This window comes from Streptomyces sp. NPDC033136 (genome assembly GCF_055578235.1).
In genome coordinates, this window is sequence record NZ_JBVIPD010000001.1 from 219,862 (window position 1) to 239,048 (window position 19,187).

Below are 19,187 nucleotides of genomic sequence, written 5' to 3' on the forward strand. Positions count from 1 at the left end.
CGGGCCTCCTGTTGACGAACTCTCTAACAACTGCCAGATTCGCCGGATGACGTTGCTCACGGGCGCGCGGGAGCGCAGGGTGCGGACCGGCGAAGTCGAGCTGTGTGTGGCCGAGCTGGGTGATCCGGAGCGGCCGACGATCGTCCTGGTGCACGGCTACCCCGACAGCAAAGAGGTGTGGTCGGAGGTCGCCGCGCGGCTCGCCGGGCACTTCCACGTGGTGGCGTACGACGTGCGCGGCAACGGGCGGTCGACGGCGCCCCGTCCGCTGCGGGGCGGGTTCACGCTGGAGAAGCTGACCGACGACTTCCTGGCCGTCGCGGACGCGGTGAGCCCGGACCGGCCCGTGCACCTCGTCGGGCACGACTGGGGCTCGGTGCAGGCCTGGGAGTTCACCACCGTCGCACGCACCGAAGGGCGCATCGCCTCCTTCACCTCCATGTCCGGCCCGTCCCTCGACCACTTCGGCCACTGGATGGCCCGGCGGGTGAGGCGGCCCACCCCGCGTCGGGCCGGGCAGTTCCTCGGGCAGGGCGCCAGGTTCTGGTACGTCTGTCTGCTGCATACGCCCGTGCTGCCCGAGCTGGCCTGGCGCGGCCCGCTCGGCAAGCGCTGGCCGAAGGTCCTGGAGCGCGTCGAGAAGGTGCCCCGTGGGAACTACCCGACCTCGTCCCTGCCCTCGGACGCGGCCCACGGGGTTTGGTTGTACCGGGACAACATCCGGTCCCGGATGTGCCGGCCGCGCTCGGACGCGTACGCCCACGCGCCCGTGCAGATCATCACACCCCTGGAGGACCGGTTCCTGTCGGAGCGGCTCACCGACGAACTGGAGCACTGGGTTCCACAGCTGACCCGCAGGACGATCCAGGCGGGGCACTGGATCCCACGCACCCGTCCCGACCAACTGGCCGCATGGATCGAGGCGTTCGTGACGTCCGTCGAGAGCGGACGGTCCCCGAGGGCGGCGAGCGGGAAGCACGCCGAGCGGTTCTCCGGGCAGCTCGTGCTGGTCACGGGGGCGGGCAGCGGCATCGGGCGGGCCACGGCGCTCGCGTTCGCCGAGACCGGCGCCCGCGTGGTGGCCGTCGACCGGAACGCCGAGGCAGCGGCCCGGACCGCCGAGTCGTCCCGCCGGGCAGGCGCCGCCGAGGCCTGGGCGGAGACGGCCGACGTCTCCGACGAGCGGGCCATGGAGAAGCTCGCCGAGAAGGTCGCGACGGAGTACGGCGTGGTGGACGTCCTCGTGAACAACGCCGGGATCGGGCTGTCCGGTTCCTTCTTCGACACCACCCCGGAGGACTGGAAGAAGGTCCTCGACGTCAATCTGTGGGGTGTCATCCACGGATGCCGGCTCTTCGGCCGGCGGATGGCCGAGCGCGGACAGGGCGGCCACATCGTTAACGTGGCGTCGGCCGCGGCGTACCAGCCGTCCCGGGCCCTGCCCGCGTACAGCACTTCCAAGGCGGCCGTGCTGATGCTCAGCGAGTGCCTGCGGGCGGAGCTCGCCGGGCAGGGCATCGGCGTGACGGCAGTCTGCCCCGGCTTCGTCAGCACGGCCATCACGTCAACGGCGCACTTCGCCGGGGTCGACGCCCAGGAGGAGAAGCGGCTCCAGAAACGCACCGCCCGCCTGTACGGCCTGCGCAACTATCCGCCGGAGAAGGTCGCCCGCGCGATCCTGCGGGCGGTGAGCCGCAACGAGGCGGTGGTACCGGTGACGCCGGAGGCACGGGGTGCGCGCTGGCTGTCGCGGTGGGCGCCCGGGGTGCTGAGGAAGATCGCTCGAGTGAAGCCGCCGGTGTGACGGGCCGCCAAAATCCGTACCATGAGGGCTAGTTGTCCACAGAGAAGCCCATTCTCTCTGTGGATAACACCACTTGGCTGTGGATCAAACCCGGGAAGTGAAACTCAATCGCGTGATTCACGTCTCTCCCGCACCCTGGCGGGATGGACGAAAGACGCACCGTGAAGGTGTCGAAGTACCTGTCGAAGCATCTGCGCCACCAGCCGGAACGGATAGGGCTCACACTCGACGGGGCCGGCTGGGTGGAGATCGACGCCCTGATCGCCGCGGCCGTCGCACACGGCTTCCGGCTCACCCGCGATGAACTGGATCACGTCGTCGCCACCAACGACAAACGGCGTTTCGCCGTGGAAGGCACCCGGATCCGCGCCAGCCAGGGTCACAGCGTCGAGGTCGACCTCGAACTGCCCACGGCGACCCCGCCCGCACACCTCTACCACGGCACCGTCGCCCTCCATCTGGACGCGATCCGGGCCGAGGGCCTCCGGCCGATGAACCGGCACGCCGTGCATCTCTCGCCCGACCGCGAGACGGCGACCCGCGTCGGAGCCCGCCGGGGGCGGCCAGTCGTGCTGGGAGTGGACGCGGCCGCCATGCACGCAGACGGCCATGTCTTCCACGTCAGCGCGAACGGGGTGTGGCTGACCCAGGCTGTACCGCCGCGCTACCTGCGCTTTCCCGGGTCGCGCTGACCTGCTGGTGTGGCCAGACGCTCACGACGGCTGTTTCACGTGAAACACGGGTGCTTCTTCAACCTTGCGCCACCGGCCATTGCCCGGCGGATCAAGGCTTTAGGCCCGGTGCCATGAGTCTGCGTCTGAGCACCGTGATCCTCCCGTACCGCCGCTGATGCCAAAGCGGCCGTGCGGCCTGTACACGGGCCGAGCAACTCGGGTTCGAGACCGCGTACACCTACGACCACCTGTCCTGGCGCAGCTTCCGGGACGGCCCCTGGTTCGGTGCGGTACCGACCCTCACCGCCGCCGCGACCGCCACCGAGCGGATTCGCCTGGGTACCCTCGTGACCTCAGTCAAGCCCCCTCGACCGGGTCACGCTGGTCGAAGCGGTCGCTCTGCCCGAAGGCGACCAGATGCCCTTTCAGGCCACGGCAGCTCCAGGATTCCGATCGACTGCTGCTTGCCGCCGCGAGCAGCGTCTACCGGTCGACCGCGGTCGAGTCCTTCCGTCCCGCGGCGAAGCGGTCCACCACGGTCGACCCGTCCGGGAGGCGGTACCGCAGAAGGAAGTGGTCGATGACCGAATCGCCTCGCCCTCGGCCAACTGCCGCTCAGGCCCAGCGGCTTCCAGGAGGGGACTGGATCTGGGAGCAGGAGCGCGCCCGCGTCTTCGCACGCTACCGCGGGGCTGAGGCGACCCCCAGCCGGGAATGTCCGGCGCTGCCGTTGCTCCCAGCCACCGGAGCATAGGGTCGTGGGCATGCGACTGAGCACCGTAATCCTCCCCATCCACAGGTGGGACGAGGGGCAGAAGGTCTGGCAGCGCGCCGAAGACCTCGGCTTTCACGCCTCCTACACCTATGACCACCTCTCCTGGCGCACCTTCCGGAACGGGCCCTGGTTCGGGGCGGTACCCACGTTGACCGCAGCGGCGACAGCTACGCAGAGTATGCGTCTGGGTACTCTTGTCACCTCGCCGAACTTCCGGCACCCGGTGACGCTGGCCAAGGAGCTGATCTCCCTCGACGACATCTCCGGCGGGCGGGTCACGCTGGGCATCGGCGCGGGCGGCTCCGGATTCGACGCCACCGCGCTCGGACAGGAGCCGTGGACCCCGCGCGAGCGGGCCGACCGCTTCGGTGAATTCGTTCACCTGCTCGACCGGCTGCTCAGCGAGGACACGGTGTCGTACGAGGGCGACTTCTACTCGGCCCACGAGGCGCGGAACATCCCCGGCTGTGTGCAGCGCCCCCGGCTGCCGTTCGCGGTGGCCGCCACCGGGCCGCGCGGGATGCGGCTCGCCGCCCGGTACGGGCAGGCGTGGGTCACCACCGGTGACCCCAAGCTGTACGAGAACAGCACCCCTGAACAGTCGATTCAGGCCATTCGCGGGCAGACGGAGAAGCTGGCCGACATCTGCGCGGAGACCGGCCGGGACATGACCAGCCTCGACAAGGTCCTGCTCACCGGTTTCACCCCGGAGCGCGGCGGGCCGCTGCGGTCCCTGGACGCCTTCGTCGACTTCGCCGGCCGGCACGCCGCACTCGGCTTCACCGAGCTGGTGATCCACTGGCCGATCCCCGGCTCGGACTTCGCGGCCGACGAGAAGACCTTCGAGCAGATCGCGATGGAGGCACCGGCGCAGCTGCGCTGAGGGCCCGCATGGGCCCCACTGACGAGCGCCGGCGAGGAGTCCCTGGTGAGGGCGGTATCCACTCACCTGTGCGGAGCCCCGCACGCCCGTGCAGGCATGTGCGGGACAATGGCCGGGTGACCTCAGCGACCCGACAGCCCGAGACCGCGGCCAAGGCCCTCCCGCCGCGGCTGATCGCCACCGACCTCGACGGCACCCTGCTGCGCGACGACAAGTCGGTGTCCCCGCGCACGGTCGCCGCGCTGGCCGCCGCCGAGGAGGCGGGCATCGAGGTCTTCTTCGTCACCGGCCGCCCGGCCCGCTGGATGGATGTCGTCAGCGACCATGTGCACGGCCACGGGCTGGCGATCTGCGGCAACGGCGCCGCCGTGGTCGATCTGCACGGCGGCCCCGGCGCCCACCGGTTCGTGAAGGTGCGGGAGCTGGCACGGAAGAACGCGGTGGAAGCCGTGCGGCTGCTGCGCGAGGCGGCGCCGGGCACGGTGTACGCGGTGGAGCAGACGTACGGCTTCTACCAGGAGCCGGCGTACCCGAAGCTGCACATGGAGATTCCCGACAGCCTCGCTCCGGCCGAGGAGCTGTTGTCCTCCGGCCATCGGGCAGCGGCGGAGCCGGTGCTGAAGATCCTCGCCTACCACCCCGAGATCGACCCCGACGCCTTCCTGACCCTGGCCCGGCTCGCCATCGGCGATCGCGCCAACGTGACCCGCTCCAGCCCGAGCGCCCTGCTCGAGATCAGCGGCCCCGGCGTGTCCAAGGCCAGCACCCTCGCCCTGTGCTGCGCCGAGCGCGGCATCTCGCACGAGGAGGTCGTCGCCTTCGGTGACATGCCGAACGACGTGGAGATGCTGACCTGGGCAGGCCGCTCGTACGCGATGGGCAACGCCCACCCGGACGTGATCGCCGCCGCCTCGGGCCGGACGGTCGCGAACAACGAGGACGGGGTGGCGGTCGTCATCGAGCAGCTGATGGCCGAGCGGCCGTAGCAGCCGGGTGCCGGCTCTCCGCTCGGTCACATGGTGGGGTGCCCGGCTTCCCCTGGGCCAGCTCGGTCATCCCCCTCCGTGACGGCCGGTCCGTCCGGTCAGAGCGACACCCCGCGCGCCGCCAGCCACGACACCGGGTTCACCGCCGAGCCCATCTCCGGCGTGACCCGGGTCTCGAAGTGCAGGTGCGGACCGGTGGAGTTGCCGGTGCTGCCGGACTGGCCGATCCACTGGCCGGGGCTGACGCGCTCCCCCTGGTCGACCGCGACGGACGCGAGGTGGGCGTACTGCGTGTAGTAACCACCCGCGTGCCTGAGCACGATCTCGATGCCGAAGGCACCGCCGCAGGACACCCTCACGACCCGCCCCGCGCCCACGGCCCGCACCGCAGTGCCGATCGGCACTGCGAAGTCCTGCCCGGTGTGCCGGCTCGACCACCGCGCACCGCCGCTGCCGTAGGACGCGGACAGCTCGTACGTCTCCACCGGCGCGACCCAGTCGCTCGTGAAGCCCGTCTCCGGCTGGTCGAGCCGGACGGCCCCACGGCACGCCCCGGCCGTGACCGCCGCGTCCGCCTGCCCCTGAAGCTGTGAGCGGGCCGATTCGAGCTTCTGCTCGATGTCCGCCTTCAGACCGGCGAGTTGCGTGTTGCGCCGCTCCAGCGCCTGCCACCGGGCCGCCGCCTTGGCCTCGTCCGCGGCCAGCCGCGCCTCGGCGCGCTGGTTCTTGGCGATCGCGTTGTTCACGGCGAGATCGGCTTGGGCGAAGGCGTGCTGACCTCGCATCAGGGCGTCAGGGCTGTCGGCGAGGATCATCTGCGCGGCCACCGGCAGGCCACCGCTGGTGCGGTACTGGGCCCGGGCGATCCGGCCCAGATCCTCCTGCAGGGCGGCGATGTGCCGCCGCTGGGCATCCAGGAGCTCCTCCGCCCGCTGGGCCTTGGCCCGTTGCTCCTCGGCCTCCCGACGCCCCGCCTCGTACTGCCGAGTCGCCACCGCGGCCTCCTCGTACAACCGCGCCACCTCGGCGCTGAGGCCCGAGTCCCCGCCGCCGGTGCCGCTTCCGGGTTCCTTGTCCGTCGCGGTGGGCCGGGCCGCGAGGACCGCCAGCGCGCACAGCAGAACGGGAACGAGCAGGCGATGGCGGCGAAGTGAGCGCATGTCAGCGATCGTCGCCCAGCCCACGGCCCAGGTCTCGTTCATGTCCTGCGGCCGGGGGACCGGCTGAGCCGAACGGCTCAGTGCGCGGCACGCCAGGCCACTACCGCGCTGCCACCAGCGACTCCGACGCCGCCTCCCGCTCGGCCATCCCCCGCAACGGCCCGTCCACCGCCGCCAGCTCCGCGTACCGCCCGCGCTGGACCACCCGGCTCCGGTCCAGCACGATCACCTCGTCCACCGCCTCCAGACCGGCCAGCCGGTGCGTGATGAGCAGCGTCGTCCGGCCCTCGGTGGCGGCCAGAAGGTCGGCGGTGAGCGCGTCGGCGGTCGGCAGGTCGAGGTGCTCGGCGGGCTCGTCGAGCACCAGGACGGGGAAGTCGGCGAGCAGCGCCCGGGCCAGGGCCAGCCGCTGCCGTTGTCCTCCGGACAGCCGCGCCCCGTGCTCGCCGACGAGCGTGTCGAGCCCGTCGGGCAGGCTGCCGGCCCAGTCCAGCAACCGGGCCCGGCCGAGCGCGGCGCGCAGTTCGTCCTCGGTGGCGTCCTTCTTCGCGAGCAGCAGGTTCTCGCGCAGCGAGCTGTCGAAGAGGTGGGCGTCCTGCGCACACAGCCCGACGAGCCCGCGGACGTCGTCACTGTGCAGCGCGTACGCGTCCACGCCCGCCAGCGTGTACGAGCCCGCCCGGGCGTCGAGGAACCGCAGCAGCACCTGCGCCAGTGTCGTCTTGCCGGAGCCGGAGGGTCCGACCACGGCGATGCGGCGGCCCTCCTCGAGGGTCAGGTCGAGTCCGGTGAGCGCGTCCCGGCCCTGCCCGGAGTGCCGGGCGGCCAGCCCCCTGACGACCACCGGGAAGGGCGACGCGGGCGCCTGCCGGGGCTGCTCCGGCTCCTCCACGGGCTCCGGGGCGTCCAGCACCTCGTACACCCGCTCCGCGCTCCGGCGTACCCGCTGCCGGTACTGCACGGCGAGCGGCAGCCCGAGGACGGCCTCGAAGGCGGCCAGCGAGGTGAGGACGACCACTGCCATGGTCACGCCGCTCAGCCTCCCGGCAGCGACCGCCTGCGCGCCGGCCAGGGCGGCGGCCGTGACGGTCAGGCCGGAGATCAGCGCGGTGAGCCCGTCGCCGAGGGCCGTCGCGGTGGCGGCGCGCGAGGCGATCCGAGTGAGCATCCCGTCGGCCTCGCGGGCCTGGGTGGTCCGCGCGGGCAGGGCGCCGGCGACGGTCAGCTCCGCGGTGCCGGTGAGCAGGTCGGTCACCCGCGTCGCGAGTACCCCGCGGGCGGGCGCCAGCCGGTGCTCGGCCCGCCGCGCCACAGCACCGGTGACCAGCGGCACACCCACGCCCGCGGCGAGCAGCCCGACCGCCAGCACGGCCCCGGCCTCGGGCAGCAGCCACGCCGTGAAGCCGATGGACGCGGCCGACACGACGACGGCCGCCCCGGCCGGCAGCAGCCACCGCAGCCAGTAGTCCTGCAGCGCGTCCACGTCCGCTACCAGCCGGGAGAGCAGATCGCCCCGGCGGGCCCGGCGCAGCCCGGCGGGCGCCAGCCGCTCCAGCCTGCGGAACACCGCGACCCTGGTGTCCGCCAGCATCCGCAGCACCGCGTCGTGGGACACCAGCCGCTCGGCGTACCGGAACACGGCCCGCCCGATCCCGAACGCCCGGGTCGCCGTCACGGCCATCATCAGATAGAGCACGGGCGGCTGCTGCGAAGCCCGCGAGATCAGCCACCCGGAGGTCGCCATCAGCCCGACGGCACTCCCGAGCGAGAGACTCCCCAGCAGCAGCGCGAGTCCCAGCCGCCCGCGCCGGGCACCGGACATGGCGCGGACGCGTGCGAGGACACCGTCTGAAACAGGCTCTTCGGCAGATGCGACCAGTGCGGCCGGGGCGGCCGCAACCGGCAGCGCGGCCTCGGCGGAGGGCGCTCCGTGGAGCGCGGCGGGCACCGTGGCTACCGCGGCGACCTCGGGCTCGGGCAGCCGCACCACCCGGTCCGCCACCTCCAGCAGCGCCGGCCGGTGCACTACCAGCAGAACCGTCCGCCCGGCCGCCAGCCGCCGTACCGCCGCCACGACCTCAGCCTCGGTGGCCCCGTCCAGTGCCGCGGTCGGCTCGTCGAGCAACAGCACGGGCCGGTCCGCGAGGAACGCCCGGGCCAGCGCAAGCCGCTGCCGCTGCCCGGCGGACAGCCCGGCCCCGTCCTCGCCGAGTGCGGTGTCCAGACCCTCGGGCAGGGCGTCCACAAACTCCAGCGCCCCGGCATCCCGCAGCGCACGCCGTACGGTCTCGTCGTCGGAGTCGGGCCGCACCAGCCGTACGTTCTCGGCGATCGTCCCCGCGTAGAGGTGCGGCCTCTGCGGCACCCAGGCGATCCGGGACCGCCACTGCTCCAGGTCGGCGTCGACGAGGTCGACTCCCCCGACCCGCACCCGGCCCTCGGCCGGCTGCACAAACCCCAGCAGGGTGTTGAGCAGCGTCGACTTGCCTGAACCGCTCGGCCCGACGAGGGCGACCGTCTCCCCGGACTCGACGGTGAAGGACACGTCCGAGACGGCGTCCGCCGAACGTCCCGGGTACCGGACGGTCACATCCTCGAAGGACAGAGCACCTCCTGGCACGGCCTCGGAGCCGGACACCGGGACAGGTGTCTCCAGGACCTCGAATATCTCCTCGGCCGCGGCGAGTCCCTCCGCCGCCGCGTGATACCGCGCCCCGACCTGCCGCAACGGCAGATACGCCTCCGGCGCCAGGATCAGGACGACCAGGCCGATGTACAGGTCCATCTCCCCGTGGACCAGCCGCATGCCGATCGTCACGGCGACCAGCGCCACCGAGATCGTCGCGAGCAACTCCAGCGCGAAGGAGGAGATGAAGGCGATCCGCAGGGTCCGCATGGTCGCCTGGCGGTACTCGCCGGTGATGCGCCGGATCGACTCGGCCTGCGCCTTGGCCCGCCCGAAGACCTTCAGCGTCGGCAGCCCGGCGACGACGTCCAGGAAGTGCCCGGACAGCCGCGACAGCAGCCGCCACTGACGGTCCATCCGCGACTGGGTGGCCCAGCCGATCAGCACCATGAAGACCGGGATGAGCGGCAGGGTGCCCACGATGATGGCGGCGGAGACCCAGTCCTCGGTGACGATCCGGGCCAGCACCGCCACCGGCACGACCACCGCGAGACCCAACTGCGGCAGATACCGCGCGAAGTAGTCGTCGAGGGCGTCGACACCCCGGGTGGCCAGGGCGACCAGGGAACCGGTCCGCTGCCCGCTCAGCCAGCCCGGCCCCAGCTGAGCGGAACGCCCCAGCAACCGCCCCCGCAGCTCGGACTTCACCGCCGCGCTCGCCCGGTGCGCGGCGAGTTCGGTGAGCCAGCCGACCAGCGCCCGGCCGACCGCGACAGCGGCCAACAGCATCAAGGGAGTGCCGAGTTCGGACGCCGCCATACGGTGCTGGAACGCGCCGACCACCACCTCGGCGATGAGCATCGCCTGCGCGATGACCAGCGCCGCCCCGACGGCGCCCAGGGCGACGACCGCCACCAGGAAGACGCGAGTGGCACGGGCGTACCGGAGCAGACGCGGATCGATTGGTTTCACGTGAAACACACCTCAGTGCGCGGTCTCGGCGATGTGCTGCGTACCGATGCGCTTGCGGAACACCCAGTACGTCCAGCCCTGGTAGAGCAGGACGACCGGGGTGGCGATTCCGGCACACCACGTCATGATCTTCAGCGTGTACGGGCTGGACGAGGCGTTGGTGACTGTCAGGCTCCAGTCCGGGTTCAGCGTCGACGGCATGACGTTCGGGAACAGGGTCAGGAAGAGCATCGCCACCGTGGCCACGATGGTGAGCCCCGACAGGGCGAATGCCCAGCCCTCGCGCCCGGCCCGTGCCACGACCAGAGCCATGACCAGCGATGCCACGGCCACGACGACCGCGACGAGCGACGCCCCGTCGCCCCGGTCGGCCTGCGTCCACAGCAGGAAGACGAGCGCCAGCAGGGCGGTCACCAGCCCGACGCGCAGCGCCAGCCCCCGGGCCCGCTCCCGGATCTCCCCGACCGTCTTGAGCCCGACGAACACCGTCCCGTGGAAGGTGAACAGCGCCAGCGTGACGAGACCGCCCAGCAGCGCGTACGGGTTGAGGAGATCCAGGACGCCGCCGGCGTAGTTGAAGTCCTGGTCGATCTTCACGCCTCGCACGATGTTGCCGAAGGCCACACCCCACAGGAACGCAGGGAGCAGCGAGGTCCAGAAGATCGCCGTCTCCCAGTTGCGCTGCCAGTTCTCCTCGGGCCGCTTGACCCGGTACTCGAAGGCGACGCCCCGGACGATCAGGCAGACCAGAATGAGCAGCAGGGGCAGGTAGAAGCCGGAGAAGAGCGTGGCGTACCACTCGGGGAAGGCGGCGAAGGTCGCGCCGCCCGCCGTGAGCAGCCACACCTCGTTGCCGTCCCAGACGGGCCCGATGGTGTTGATCAGGACCCGCTTCTCGGGCCGGTTGCGGGCGAGCAGCTTCGTGAGCACCCCGACCCCGAAGTCGAAGCCCTCCAGGAAGAAGTAGCCGGTCCACAGGACCGCGATCAGGACGAACCAGACGTCGTGCAGTTCCATGACTGTGCAGCTCCCTCGGCCTAGTACGAGAAGGCCATCGGCTTGTCGGCGTCACGGGAGTCGCCGCCGATCTTCGTGGGCGGGTTGAGGTCGGCCTCGGTGAGCTCCGGCGGGCCCGCCTTGACGTACTTGACCAGTAGCTTCACCTCGACGACGGCGAGGATCGCGTACAGCGTGGTGAAGACGATCATCGAGGTGAGGACTTCGCCCTGGGAGACACCGGGGGAGACCGCGTCCCGCGTCTGGAACAGGCCGTAGACGACCCATGGCTGGCGGCCCATCTCGGTGAAGATCCAGCCCCAGGAGCTGGCGATCAGCGGGAAGCCCAGGGTGAGGATCGCGATGCGCCAGTACCACTTGGTGAGGGTCGGGCCGAGCGCCTTCTTCGGCAGGAGCACCAGATGCGGCACCTCGTCGTCACCGACCCGCAGATACCGGGGGAGGAGGAACTTCTTGCGCGTCAGCCACAGCCCGGCCAGGCCGATGGCGAACGACGTCATGCCGAAGCCGATCATCCATCGGAAGCCCCAGTAGGCCACGGGGATGTTGGGCCGGTAGTCACCGGGCCCGTACTTCTCCTGTTCGGCCTTGTTGACGTCATTGATGCCGGGCACGTACGAGGAGAAGTCGTCCTTGGCGAGGAAGGACAGCAGGCCGGGTATCTCGATGGCGACCTTGTTGTGCCCCTTGTCGACGTCACCGACGGCGAAGACCGAGAAGGGCGCCGGCTTCTCGCCGTCCCACAGGGCCTCGGCGGCGGCCATCTTCATCGGCTGCTGCTGGTACATGATCTTGCCGAGTACATCCCCGCTGATCGCGGTGAGCAGACCGCCGACGACGACGGTCACCAGGCCCAGCCGCAGCGAGGTCTTCATCACCGGGACGTGCTTCTTGCGGGCCAGGTGGAACGCGGCGATGCCGACCATGAAGGCGCCGCCGGTCAGGAACGCCGCGGTGAGCGTGTGGAAGACCTGGGCGAGCGCGGTGTTCTGGGTGAGTACCAGCCAGAAGTCGGTGAGTTCCGCCCGCCCCTTGGCCTCGTTGATCCGGTAGCCGACCGGGTGCTGCATCCAGCTGTTGGCCGCGAGGATGAAGTACGCCGACAGGATCGTGCCGATCGAGACCATCCATATACAGGCCAGGTGGATCTTCTTCGGCAGCTTGTCCCAGCCGAAGATCCACAGGCCGATGAAGGTGGACTCGAAGAAGAAGGCGATCAGGGCCTCGAAAGCCAGCGGTGCGCCGAAGACGTCACCGACGAAGCGCGAGTAGTCCGACCAGTTCATGCCGAACTGGAACTCCTGCACGATGCCGGTGACCACGCCCATCGCGATGTTGATCAGGAAGAGCTTGCCCCAGAACTTGGTCGCCTGGAGGTACTTCTCCTTCTCCGTCCGCACCCAGGCGGTCTGCAGACCGGCCGTGAGCGCGGCCAGCGAGATCGTCAGGGGCACGAACAGAAAGTGATAGACGGTGGTGATGCCGAACTGCCATCGCGCCAGGGTCTCCGGCGCCAAAGCCAGGTCCACGTCGCCGCTCCTTACCTACGCTTGTGAAAGCGTTCACATTCACAAGCAATTATGACGCATGGCTGTTCGAGGCCGGAGAGGCGGGGGGTCCCTGAACGGTGCCGACCGGCCCCACCAGGCATAGCCCGACCGGCACCTGGCACTGGAGGGTCGATTTCTGGGTTCGCTCAACGGTGCACTTCGGCGCAGAAGTGCACCGTTTCACGTGAAACGGACGCACGTCAGATCGGGAAGCGACCTGCACATCGTGACGGCGGTGCGCGACCGCAATCCCGTGGAGGTTGACACGGTGAGTGACTAGAACTCCTTGCGGAAGCCCTCCGCCACCTTCAGGAAGATGTCGTTCCCCTCGGTCTCCCCGACCGTCACCCGCACACCCTCACCCGGGAACGGCCGGATCACCACGCCCGCCTGCTCGCACGCTTGGGCGAACGAGACCGTGCGCTCCCCCAGCCGCAGCCACACGAAGTTGGCCTGTGTCTCGGGCACCGTCCAGCCCTGGGAACGCAGCCCCTCGACCACGCGCGTGCGCTCGCACACCAGCGAGCCGACCCGGCCGAGCAGTTCGTCCTCGGCCCGCAGCGAGGCGATCGCCGCCTCCTGCGCGAGCTGGCTCACCCCGAACGGCACCGCCGTCTTGCGCAGCGCCGCGGCCACCGGCTCGTGAGCGACGGCGAATCCGACCCGCAGCCCGGCGAGGCCGTACGCCTTGGAGAACGTCCGCAGGACACAGACGTTGGGCCGGTCACGGTAGAGCTCGACCCCGTCCGGCACCTCGGGGTCGCGGATGAACTCACGGTAGGCCTCGTCGAGCACCACCAGAACATCACCGGGGACGCGGTCGAGGAAGCGCTCCAGCTCCGCCCGCCGCACGACCGTGCCGGTCGGGTTGTTGGGGTTGCAGACGAAGATCAGCCGGGTCCGGTCGGTGATCGCGTCGGCCATCGCGTCGAGGTCGTGCACGTCACCGGGCGTCAGCGGCACCTGGACGGACCGGGCGCCGCTGATCTGCGTGATGATCGGGTACGCCTCGAAGGACCGCCAGGCGTAGATCACCTCGTCACCGGGGCCGGAGGTGGCCTGGATCAGCTGCTGGGCGACACCGACCGACCCGGTACCGGTGGCCAGGTGGGACAGCGGCACCCCGAACCGCTCGGACAGCTCGTTCATCAGCGCCGTACAAGCCATGTCCGGGTAGCGGTTGAAGTTGCAGGCCGCGGCCGCCACCGTCTCCATGACGCCCGGCAGCGGCGGGTAGGGGTTCTCGTTGGAGGACAGCTTGTAGGCCACCGGCCCGTCTGCCGCGGCGGGCCTGCCCGGCTTGTAGGTGGGGATCCCCTCCAGCTCGGCGCGCAGCTTGGGGCTCGTCTCGCTCACCGCAGTCCTCCTCGCGAAGACCGGCGGCCCATGACCGCCGCCGACATCCAATACTCCTCACCTTATGAGGATTCGGCGCCGCTGCGTATACCCGCGGCGGAGCGACCCGGCGGCCACGCGGAACGACCGGCTCCGGGCTGCCCGCGTCCCACCGGCATCAGAGACATCGCCGCACGAAAGCGTACGGACCTGGGGGCGCGTCGCACATATATCTACGCGCCGGTGGCTCACGCCCTGGCGCGCATCACCCGTGCAGGTGAGTTGAGACCTCTTCGCAACATCGGCCCGTTGGCAGGCCTGTGCGCGCCGACACGTCACGTACTGGCATGGGAACGCTCAACCTCCTTTGTTTCCAAAGCTATTGAGGTTTAATGATCATGCAGAAACGTGCCTGTCAACGCGTGCATATGCGTCCGCACTACCCCACCGCATGAGCCCTACTATCGGCTCGCCATGACAGCAGCAGGGAAGCACCAGGTGAGCCGCGCGGAAACCTCACGGCGAGGCAACAGGCCGGGTCGGGCCGGCATCAGAGACGTGGCCGCCGCAGCCGGAGTCTCCATCACGACCGTCTCCGACGCCCTCAACGGCAAGGGCCGGCTCCCGGACGCCACCAGGCGCCATGTCCGCGAGGTCGCCGACCGGCTGGGCTATCGCCCCTCGGCCGCCGCCCGAACTCTCCGTACCGGCAAGTCGGGCCTCATCGGCCTGACCGTGACGACCTACGGGGATGAACCTTTCACCTTCACCGAGTTCGCGTACTTCGCCGAGATGGCCCGGGCCGCCACCTCCGCCGCGCTCGCCCGCGGCTACGCCCTCGTCATCCTGCCCGCGACCTCCCGTCACGACGTGTGGTCGAACGTCGCCCTGGACGGCACCGTCGTCATCGACCCCTCCGACCAGGACCCGGTCGTCAGCGAGCTCGTCCGGCAGGGTCTGCCGGTCGTCTCCGACGGCCGCCCGGCCGGCGCGCTGCCGGTCACGGCCTGGGTCGACAACGACCACGAGGCAGCCGTCCTCGGCATCCTCGACCACCTGGCCGACGCCGGCGCCCGCCGCATCGGCTTGCTGACCGGCACGACGACGGACACGTACACCCACCTGTCGACCACCGCGTACCTGCGCTGGTGCGAGCGCGTGGGCCAGGACCCGGTGTACGAGGCCTACCCGGCGCACGATCCGTGCGCGGGAGCCGTCGCCGCCGACCGGCTGCTCGCCCGGCCCGACCGGCCCGACGCGGTCTACGGACTGTTCGATCCGAACGGCACCGACCTGCTCGCCGCCGCCCGCCGCTACGGCCTGCGCGTCCCGGACGACCTGTTGCTGGTCTGCTGCAGCGAGTCCACCGTGTACGCCAACACCGAGCCGCCGATCACCACGCTCTCCCTGAAGCCGCGCCACATCGGCACCGCGGTGGTGCAGCTCCTCATCGACGCCATCGAGGGTGTGGAATCCGACCGTCCGGTGGAACAGGTGATACCCACGGAGCTGATCGTGCGCACGTCATCCCAACGTCGCCCGCCGCGCACGACGGTCAGCCCGCCGCGGTCACCCGAGGGCGCGTAGGCCCCGCACCCCGGGCAAAAAGAAGGTCGTACCCCTGGGGAGAAACGGGGCTGGTCCCCAGGAGAGAAGGCATCGTTCTCGCGAAGACGACAAGAGCGAGGACGGTCACACGGTGGTCGAAGACCGGCCCAATCGGGGCGAAAGCCGCAGTGAACCGGAGTCTTGCTCTGATTCACCACCCCTGGGTCATCACATGGCGCGATCCGCATTCCTATGATGGGCCCACGACACCGGCGGGCCGCTACGACCAGGCAGTCCGATGCGGTGCAGATGCGGCGCGATGGTGGAGGGGTCGATGACTCAGGGGGCCGGTCAGGGACCCGAGGTGGAGCGGACTGCGACGCTGCGCGACTTCCGGGTGCCCGCGTACGTCCACGAGACCGGTCCGTACGTCCACAGCGTCCACCCCGGCGAGGTCGCCCCGCCGCCCGAGGAGACCTACCCCGAGGGCTACACGCCGACCCAGCGCGACCTTCCCGTCGTCAACCGGGGTGACACTGTCCAGGTGACAGTGGACCCCGAGACCACCGCAGCCCCGCAGGCCGGCACCGGGCAGGGCCCGCTGTACGTCGTGGGTGACGTACACGGCTACCTCGACCAGCTCGTGGCCGCCCTGCAGGACAAGGGCCTGCTCGACACCGCCGGCAACTGGTGCGCGGGCACCGCCCGGCTGTGGTTCCTCGGCGACTTCACCGACCGCGGCCCGGACGGCATCGGCGTCATCGACCTGGTGATGCGGCTGTCCGCCGAGGCGGCCGCGGCCGGCGGCTACTGCAAGGCGCTCATGGGCAACCACGAACTGCTGCTGCTCGGCGCGAAGCGGTTCGGCGACACGCCCGTCAACTCCGGCGCTGGCACCGCCACCTTCCAGGCGGCCTGGCTGCTCAACGGCGGCCAGAAGACCGACATGGACCGCCTCCAGGACCACCACCTGCAGTGGATGGCCCGCCTGGACGCCGTCGAGGAGGTCGACGGTCACCTGCTCGTGCACTCCGACACCACCGCCTACCTCGACTACGGCCGCTCCATCGAAGAGGTCAACGACACCGTCCGCGAAACGCTCACGCGCAACGACGCGGACGAGGTCTGGGACCTGTTCCGCAAATTCACCAAGCGGTTCTCCTTCCGCGACGAGGGCGGCGCGGACGCCGTTCGCTCCCTGCTCGATACGTACGGGGGCACCCGCATCGTTCACGGACACAGCCCGATTCCCTACCTCCTGGGCGAGGTCGGCTCCGAGGAGGACGAGGACCGGAGCGACCCCGTCGTCGAGGGACCGCACGTCTACGCCGACGGACTCGCCATCGCGATGGACGGCGGCGTGACCATGGCCGGAAAGCTGCTGGTCCAGCAACTGCCGCTGGCCACGTGAACGTTCACCGGACAGGCGTTCTCCGTCGGACGACCGGACCGGTGAGGGGCCAATTTCGGTAAACCCCCTGTCACCGCATACCGTCACCGCTCTACCATCGGCTTATCCGTAGCAGGCTCCCCTCCGTTTCTGCCCGACGGCTCGTCAGCATGCCGAGCCCCAAGCCCTACGGAGCATCGGGGGATGCACATGAACAGCGTTCCGCAGCACCTGTTGAGCGAGGACCGCCAGGAATTCGAGCGGATCCTCGATGAGGCGCTGCGCTCCGCACCACACCGTCCTGAACTGGCCGCTGTCGGACAGCGGCTCAACCCCGAACAACTGCGCACCATGGCGCTGAACGCCACCGCGCTCATCACAGCGGCCGCTTCGGCCGAGTACCAGCACTACGTCAAGGTCCGCGACGAGCTGCGCCAGCCGGCGTCGTCCTCCTCGCCGTCCGTGCCCGAGTCCGGTTCCTCCGAGCCGGGCACGGGCGCGGCGGGGCTCGCCGCCACCATGGGGGAGGTCGCGGCCGAGACCGCCGGCGCGGGCGCCGTCGCCGTCGTCGCCGTCCTCGCGCCCGTCCTGGCCGGAACCGCCGCGGCGATTTTCCTGCTCGTTGGCTACATCTTGCAGATGCTCGACCCCGAGCAGGGGTTCGCCCGGACCATGCTCACCACGGGCTGGGTGTTCGGCGCCGTGACCGCGGTGGCGATCCTCGTCGCCGCGGTGGGACTGCTGCTCACCGCCCTGCGCAACAAGCCGACGGCCGAAGGCGGTCCGTACGGCGAGCTGCAGAGGGAGGTCGACCAGGCCAAGGAGGAATGGCGCGAGGCCCTGCTGGAGCGCGGCGTCCTGCCCTTCCTGCGGGAGTCGCTCGCCGACCCGGGCGCAGCCGCCGCGCTGCACCCCACCTCCTCGTCCGCACCGGTCAGCCGCATGCCGCATCTCGGCTACGACCGCCCGGGTTTCACCAGCCCGGACGACGGCAGCCGCGGCTCACGGCCGAGCTTCAGCAGCCCGGACTACACAAGTCCGGACTTCGGAGGGCCGGAACACCAGCCGGAGTAGCCGCCGGCGCCCGCCTCCAGCGACCGCCGGTCGGCTTGCGCTCCCCCGTGCGACGCACCTCAGGGAGCGCAAGCCGGTCATCCGGCCCCGCGCAGCGCACCGTGCTGTCGGGTCAGTCCGCGATCGGCAGGTACACACGGTTCCCGCTCGCCGCGAACTCCTCCGACTTCTGGGCCATGCCCTCCTCGATCTTGGTCCGTGTGCCGCCGTGTTCACGGCGGATGTCCTGCGAGATCTTCGTGGGCAAACGCGAGGAGTTGGTCAGCAAGCTGCGAGGTACGCCCGAGGGACTGCCGTCCGTCGAGGAAGTGCGCGCCATGCTGACTGCCGACCCGGAGCTGAAGTGCGTCGTCTGCTACGCACGAATCGTTCGACGGCCGGGTGAAGGACGCCCACGGCGTCGAGGACCAGCACCGGGACATGACCGGGACCGCCCCGAAGGTTCGGATGGCTCGTCGTCTACCGCTACACGGACAACGACAAGAGCGCGCGCAAGGAGAACATCGTTCGCGATGACTTCGAGCAGCTGCTCGCCGATCTTGCTGCCGGAACGACGCAGGACGGGTACCCGATCCACGGCGTCATGGCAGTCAACGACGACCGGCTGTACCGGCGCCCAAGTGACTGGGAGCGGTAACTGAAGGGGTTCACCACTCAGGAAGGACGCGTCTACCACGACTTGAGCGGCATCCAGGACCTCTACGCCGAAGGCTTCGAGATCAAGGGGCTTCTGGGGTCGCCATGTCCCTCAGCGAGACGGAAGAAGGAGCGCAGGAGCAGGAACAGCCACCGCAGCCGGGCGATCCGTGGGCAGTCGGTAGCGGCGTGGCGCCCCTTCGGATGGGAGGACGACAAGGTCTCGTTGCGCCCGGACGAGGCAGCAGCCATCCGTCAGGCGGTGAAGGACGTGATCGCGGGTGCCTCCATTTCCGAGATCACGCGCGGGTGGAAGGAGGCCGGGTTCATCACGAGTCGCGGGAACGCCTTCCAGTACCAGACCGTCAAGCAGGTCCTGGTGAACGCGCGGCTGTGTGGATATCGCGAGATCAAGGGCGAGCTTGTCCGTGACGGCGACGATCAGCCCATCGTGGGCGAGTGGGAGTCGATCATCACTCCGAAGGAGTGGTTCGCGGTCACAGCCAAGATCAGGGAGCGTGGACGCGGAACCGGTATGCCGCGCGGTGGCCTGGTCCACAAGTACCTGCTGACCGGCATCCTGCGATGCGGCCACGTGCTGGAGGACGGCACGGTCTGCAACAACAAGATGATCGGGATCAAGGCGAACGACTGGCTCAAGACCGCACGGCCTCGATGAGCCGGTGCGCGGCCCAGGGCGGAGGTTCGTCCGCCGGTCCGTTCGGGCCGTCGAGGCGGACGACTGCATGCACGTGGA

13 protein-coding genes and 2 pseudogenes are annotated in these 19,187 nt (G+C 70.2%); 9 read left to right on the forward strand and 6 right to left on the reverse strand.

Annotation, left to right across the window (positions count from 1 at the left end):
- Positions 1 to 46 precede the first annotated feature (46 nt).
- From ACZ5TL_RS01060 to ACZ5TL_RS01080, 5 genes and pseudogenes are all read left to right on the forward strand, one after another.
- On the forward strand, positions 47 to 1,804 hold the full coding sequence (locus tag ACZ5TL_RS01060) for an SDR family oxidoreductase (protein WP_468586347.1): 1,758 nt from the start codon (positions 47 to 49) through the stop codon (positions 1,802 to 1,804).
- Positions 1,805 to 1,947: 143 nt separating this feature from the next.
- Entirely contained in the window at positions 1,948 to 2,496 is a 549-nt protein-coding gene (locus ACZ5TL_RS01065; RefSeq protein WP_468586349.1) for an RNA 2'-phosphotransferase, read from the forward strand.
- Positions 2,497 to 2,609: 113 nt separating this feature from the next.
- Positions 2,610 to 3,062: pseudogene (locus tag ACZ5TL_RS01070) on the forward strand (LLM class flavin-dependent oxidoreductase).
- 174 nt (positions 3,063 to 3,236) lie between these two features.
- Complete coding sequence (locus tag ACZ5TL_RS01075; RefSeq protein WP_468586351.1) at positions 3,237 to 4,136, forward strand: LLM class flavin-dependent oxidoreductase; 900 nt, start codon at positions 3,237 to 3,239, stop codon at positions 4,134 to 4,136.
- A gap of 98 nt (positions 4,137 to 4,234) precedes the next feature.
- Positions 4,235 to 5,122, forward strand: coding sequence for a Cof-type HAD-IIB family hydrolase (locus ACZ5TL_RS01080; protein ID WP_468586353.1), 888 nt, complete (start codon positions 4,235 to 4,237; stop codon positions 5,120 to 5,122).
- 98 nt (positions 5,123 to 5,220) lie between these two features.
- Here the strand turns inward: ACZ5TL_RS01080 and ACZ5TL_RS01085 are convergent, their stop codons facing one another.
- The 5 genes from ACZ5TL_RS01085 to hisC form a co-directional block, all read right to left on the reverse strand.
- Positions 5,221 to 6,282 carry a M23 family metallopeptidase gene (locus tag ACZ5TL_RS01085; protein ID WP_468587060.1) on the reverse strand — a complete coding sequence of 354 codons (1,062 nt, stop codon included), beginning with the start codon at positions 6,280 to 6,282 and terminating at the stop codon, positions 5,221 to 5,223.
- 100 nt (positions 6,283 to 6,382) lie between these two features.
- On the reverse strand, positions 6,383 to 9,880 hold the full coding sequence (gene cydD, locus ACZ5TL_RS01090; RefSeq protein WP_468586355.1) for a thiol reductant ABC exporter subunit CydD: 3,498 nt from the start codon (positions 9,878 to 9,880) through the stop codon (positions 6,383 to 6,385).
- Positions 9,881 to 9,892: 12 nt separating this feature from the next.
- Positions 9,893 to 10,897, reverse strand: coding sequence for a cytochrome d ubiquinol oxidase subunit II (gene cydB, locus ACZ5TL_RS01095; RefSeq protein WP_468586357.1), 1,005 nt, complete (start codon positions 10,895 to 10,897; stop codon positions 9,893 to 9,895).
- Between the two features lie 20 nt (positions 10,898 to 10,917).
- Positions 10,918 to 12,426 carry a cytochrome ubiquinol oxidase subunit I gene (locus tag ACZ5TL_RS01100; RefSeq protein WP_468586359.1) on the reverse strand — a complete coding sequence of 503 codons (1,509 nt, stop codon included), beginning with the start codon at positions 12,424 to 12,426 and terminating at the stop codon, positions 10,918 to 10,920.
- Between the two features lie 297 nt (positions 12,427 to 12,723).
- Entirely contained in the window at positions 12,724 to 13,803 is a 1,080-nt protein-coding gene (hisC, locus tag ACZ5TL_RS01105; RefSeq protein WP_468586361.1) for a histidinol-phosphate transaminase, read from the reverse strand.
- A gap of 453 nt (positions 13,804 to 14,256) precedes the next feature.
- On the opposite strand from hisC, the gene ACZ5TL_RS01110 reads away from it, so the two are divergent.
- From ACZ5TL_RS01110 to ACZ5TL_RS01120, 3 genes are all read left to right on the forward strand, one after another.
- Entirely contained in the window at positions 14,257 to 15,369 is a 1,113-nt protein-coding gene (locus ACZ5TL_RS01110) for a LacI family DNA-binding transcriptional regulator (RefSeq protein ID WP_468586363.1), read from the forward strand.
- A gap of 280 nt (positions 15,370 to 15,649) precedes the next feature.
- The gene (locus tag ACZ5TL_RS01115; protein ID WP_468586364.1) at positions 15,650 to 16,741 is read left to right on the forward strand and encodes a metallophosphoesterase; all 1,092 of its coding nucleotides are present in this window, start codon (positions 15,650 to 15,652) and stop codon (positions 16,739 to 16,741) included.
- Positions 16,742 to 16,924: 183 nt separating this feature from the next.
- Positions 16,925 to 17,794 carry a hypothetical protein gene (locus tag ACZ5TL_RS01120; RefSeq protein ID WP_468586366.1) on the forward strand — a complete coding sequence of 290 codons (870 nt, stop codon included), beginning with the start codon at positions 16,925 to 16,927 and terminating at the stop codon, positions 17,792 to 17,794.
- 112 nt (positions 17,795 to 17,906) lie between these two features.
- Here ACZ5TL_RS01120 and ACZ5TL_RS01125 read toward each other — a convergent pair.
- Positions 17,907 to 18,032 (reverse strand): annotated as a pseudogene (locus ACZ5TL_RS01125) (thiamine biosynthesis protein ThiC); the annotation flags it as partial.
- 624 nt (positions 18,033 to 18,656) lie between these two features.
- Here ACZ5TL_RS01125 and ACZ5TL_RS01130 point away from each other — a divergent pair.
- The gene (locus tag ACZ5TL_RS01130) at positions 18,657 to 19,109 is read left to right on the forward strand and encodes a recombinase family protein (protein WP_468586368.1); all 453 of its coding nucleotides are present in this window, start codon (positions 18,657 to 18,659) and stop codon (positions 19,107 to 19,109) included.
- The last annotated feature ends 78 nt before the right edge of the window (positions 19,110 to 19,187 follow it).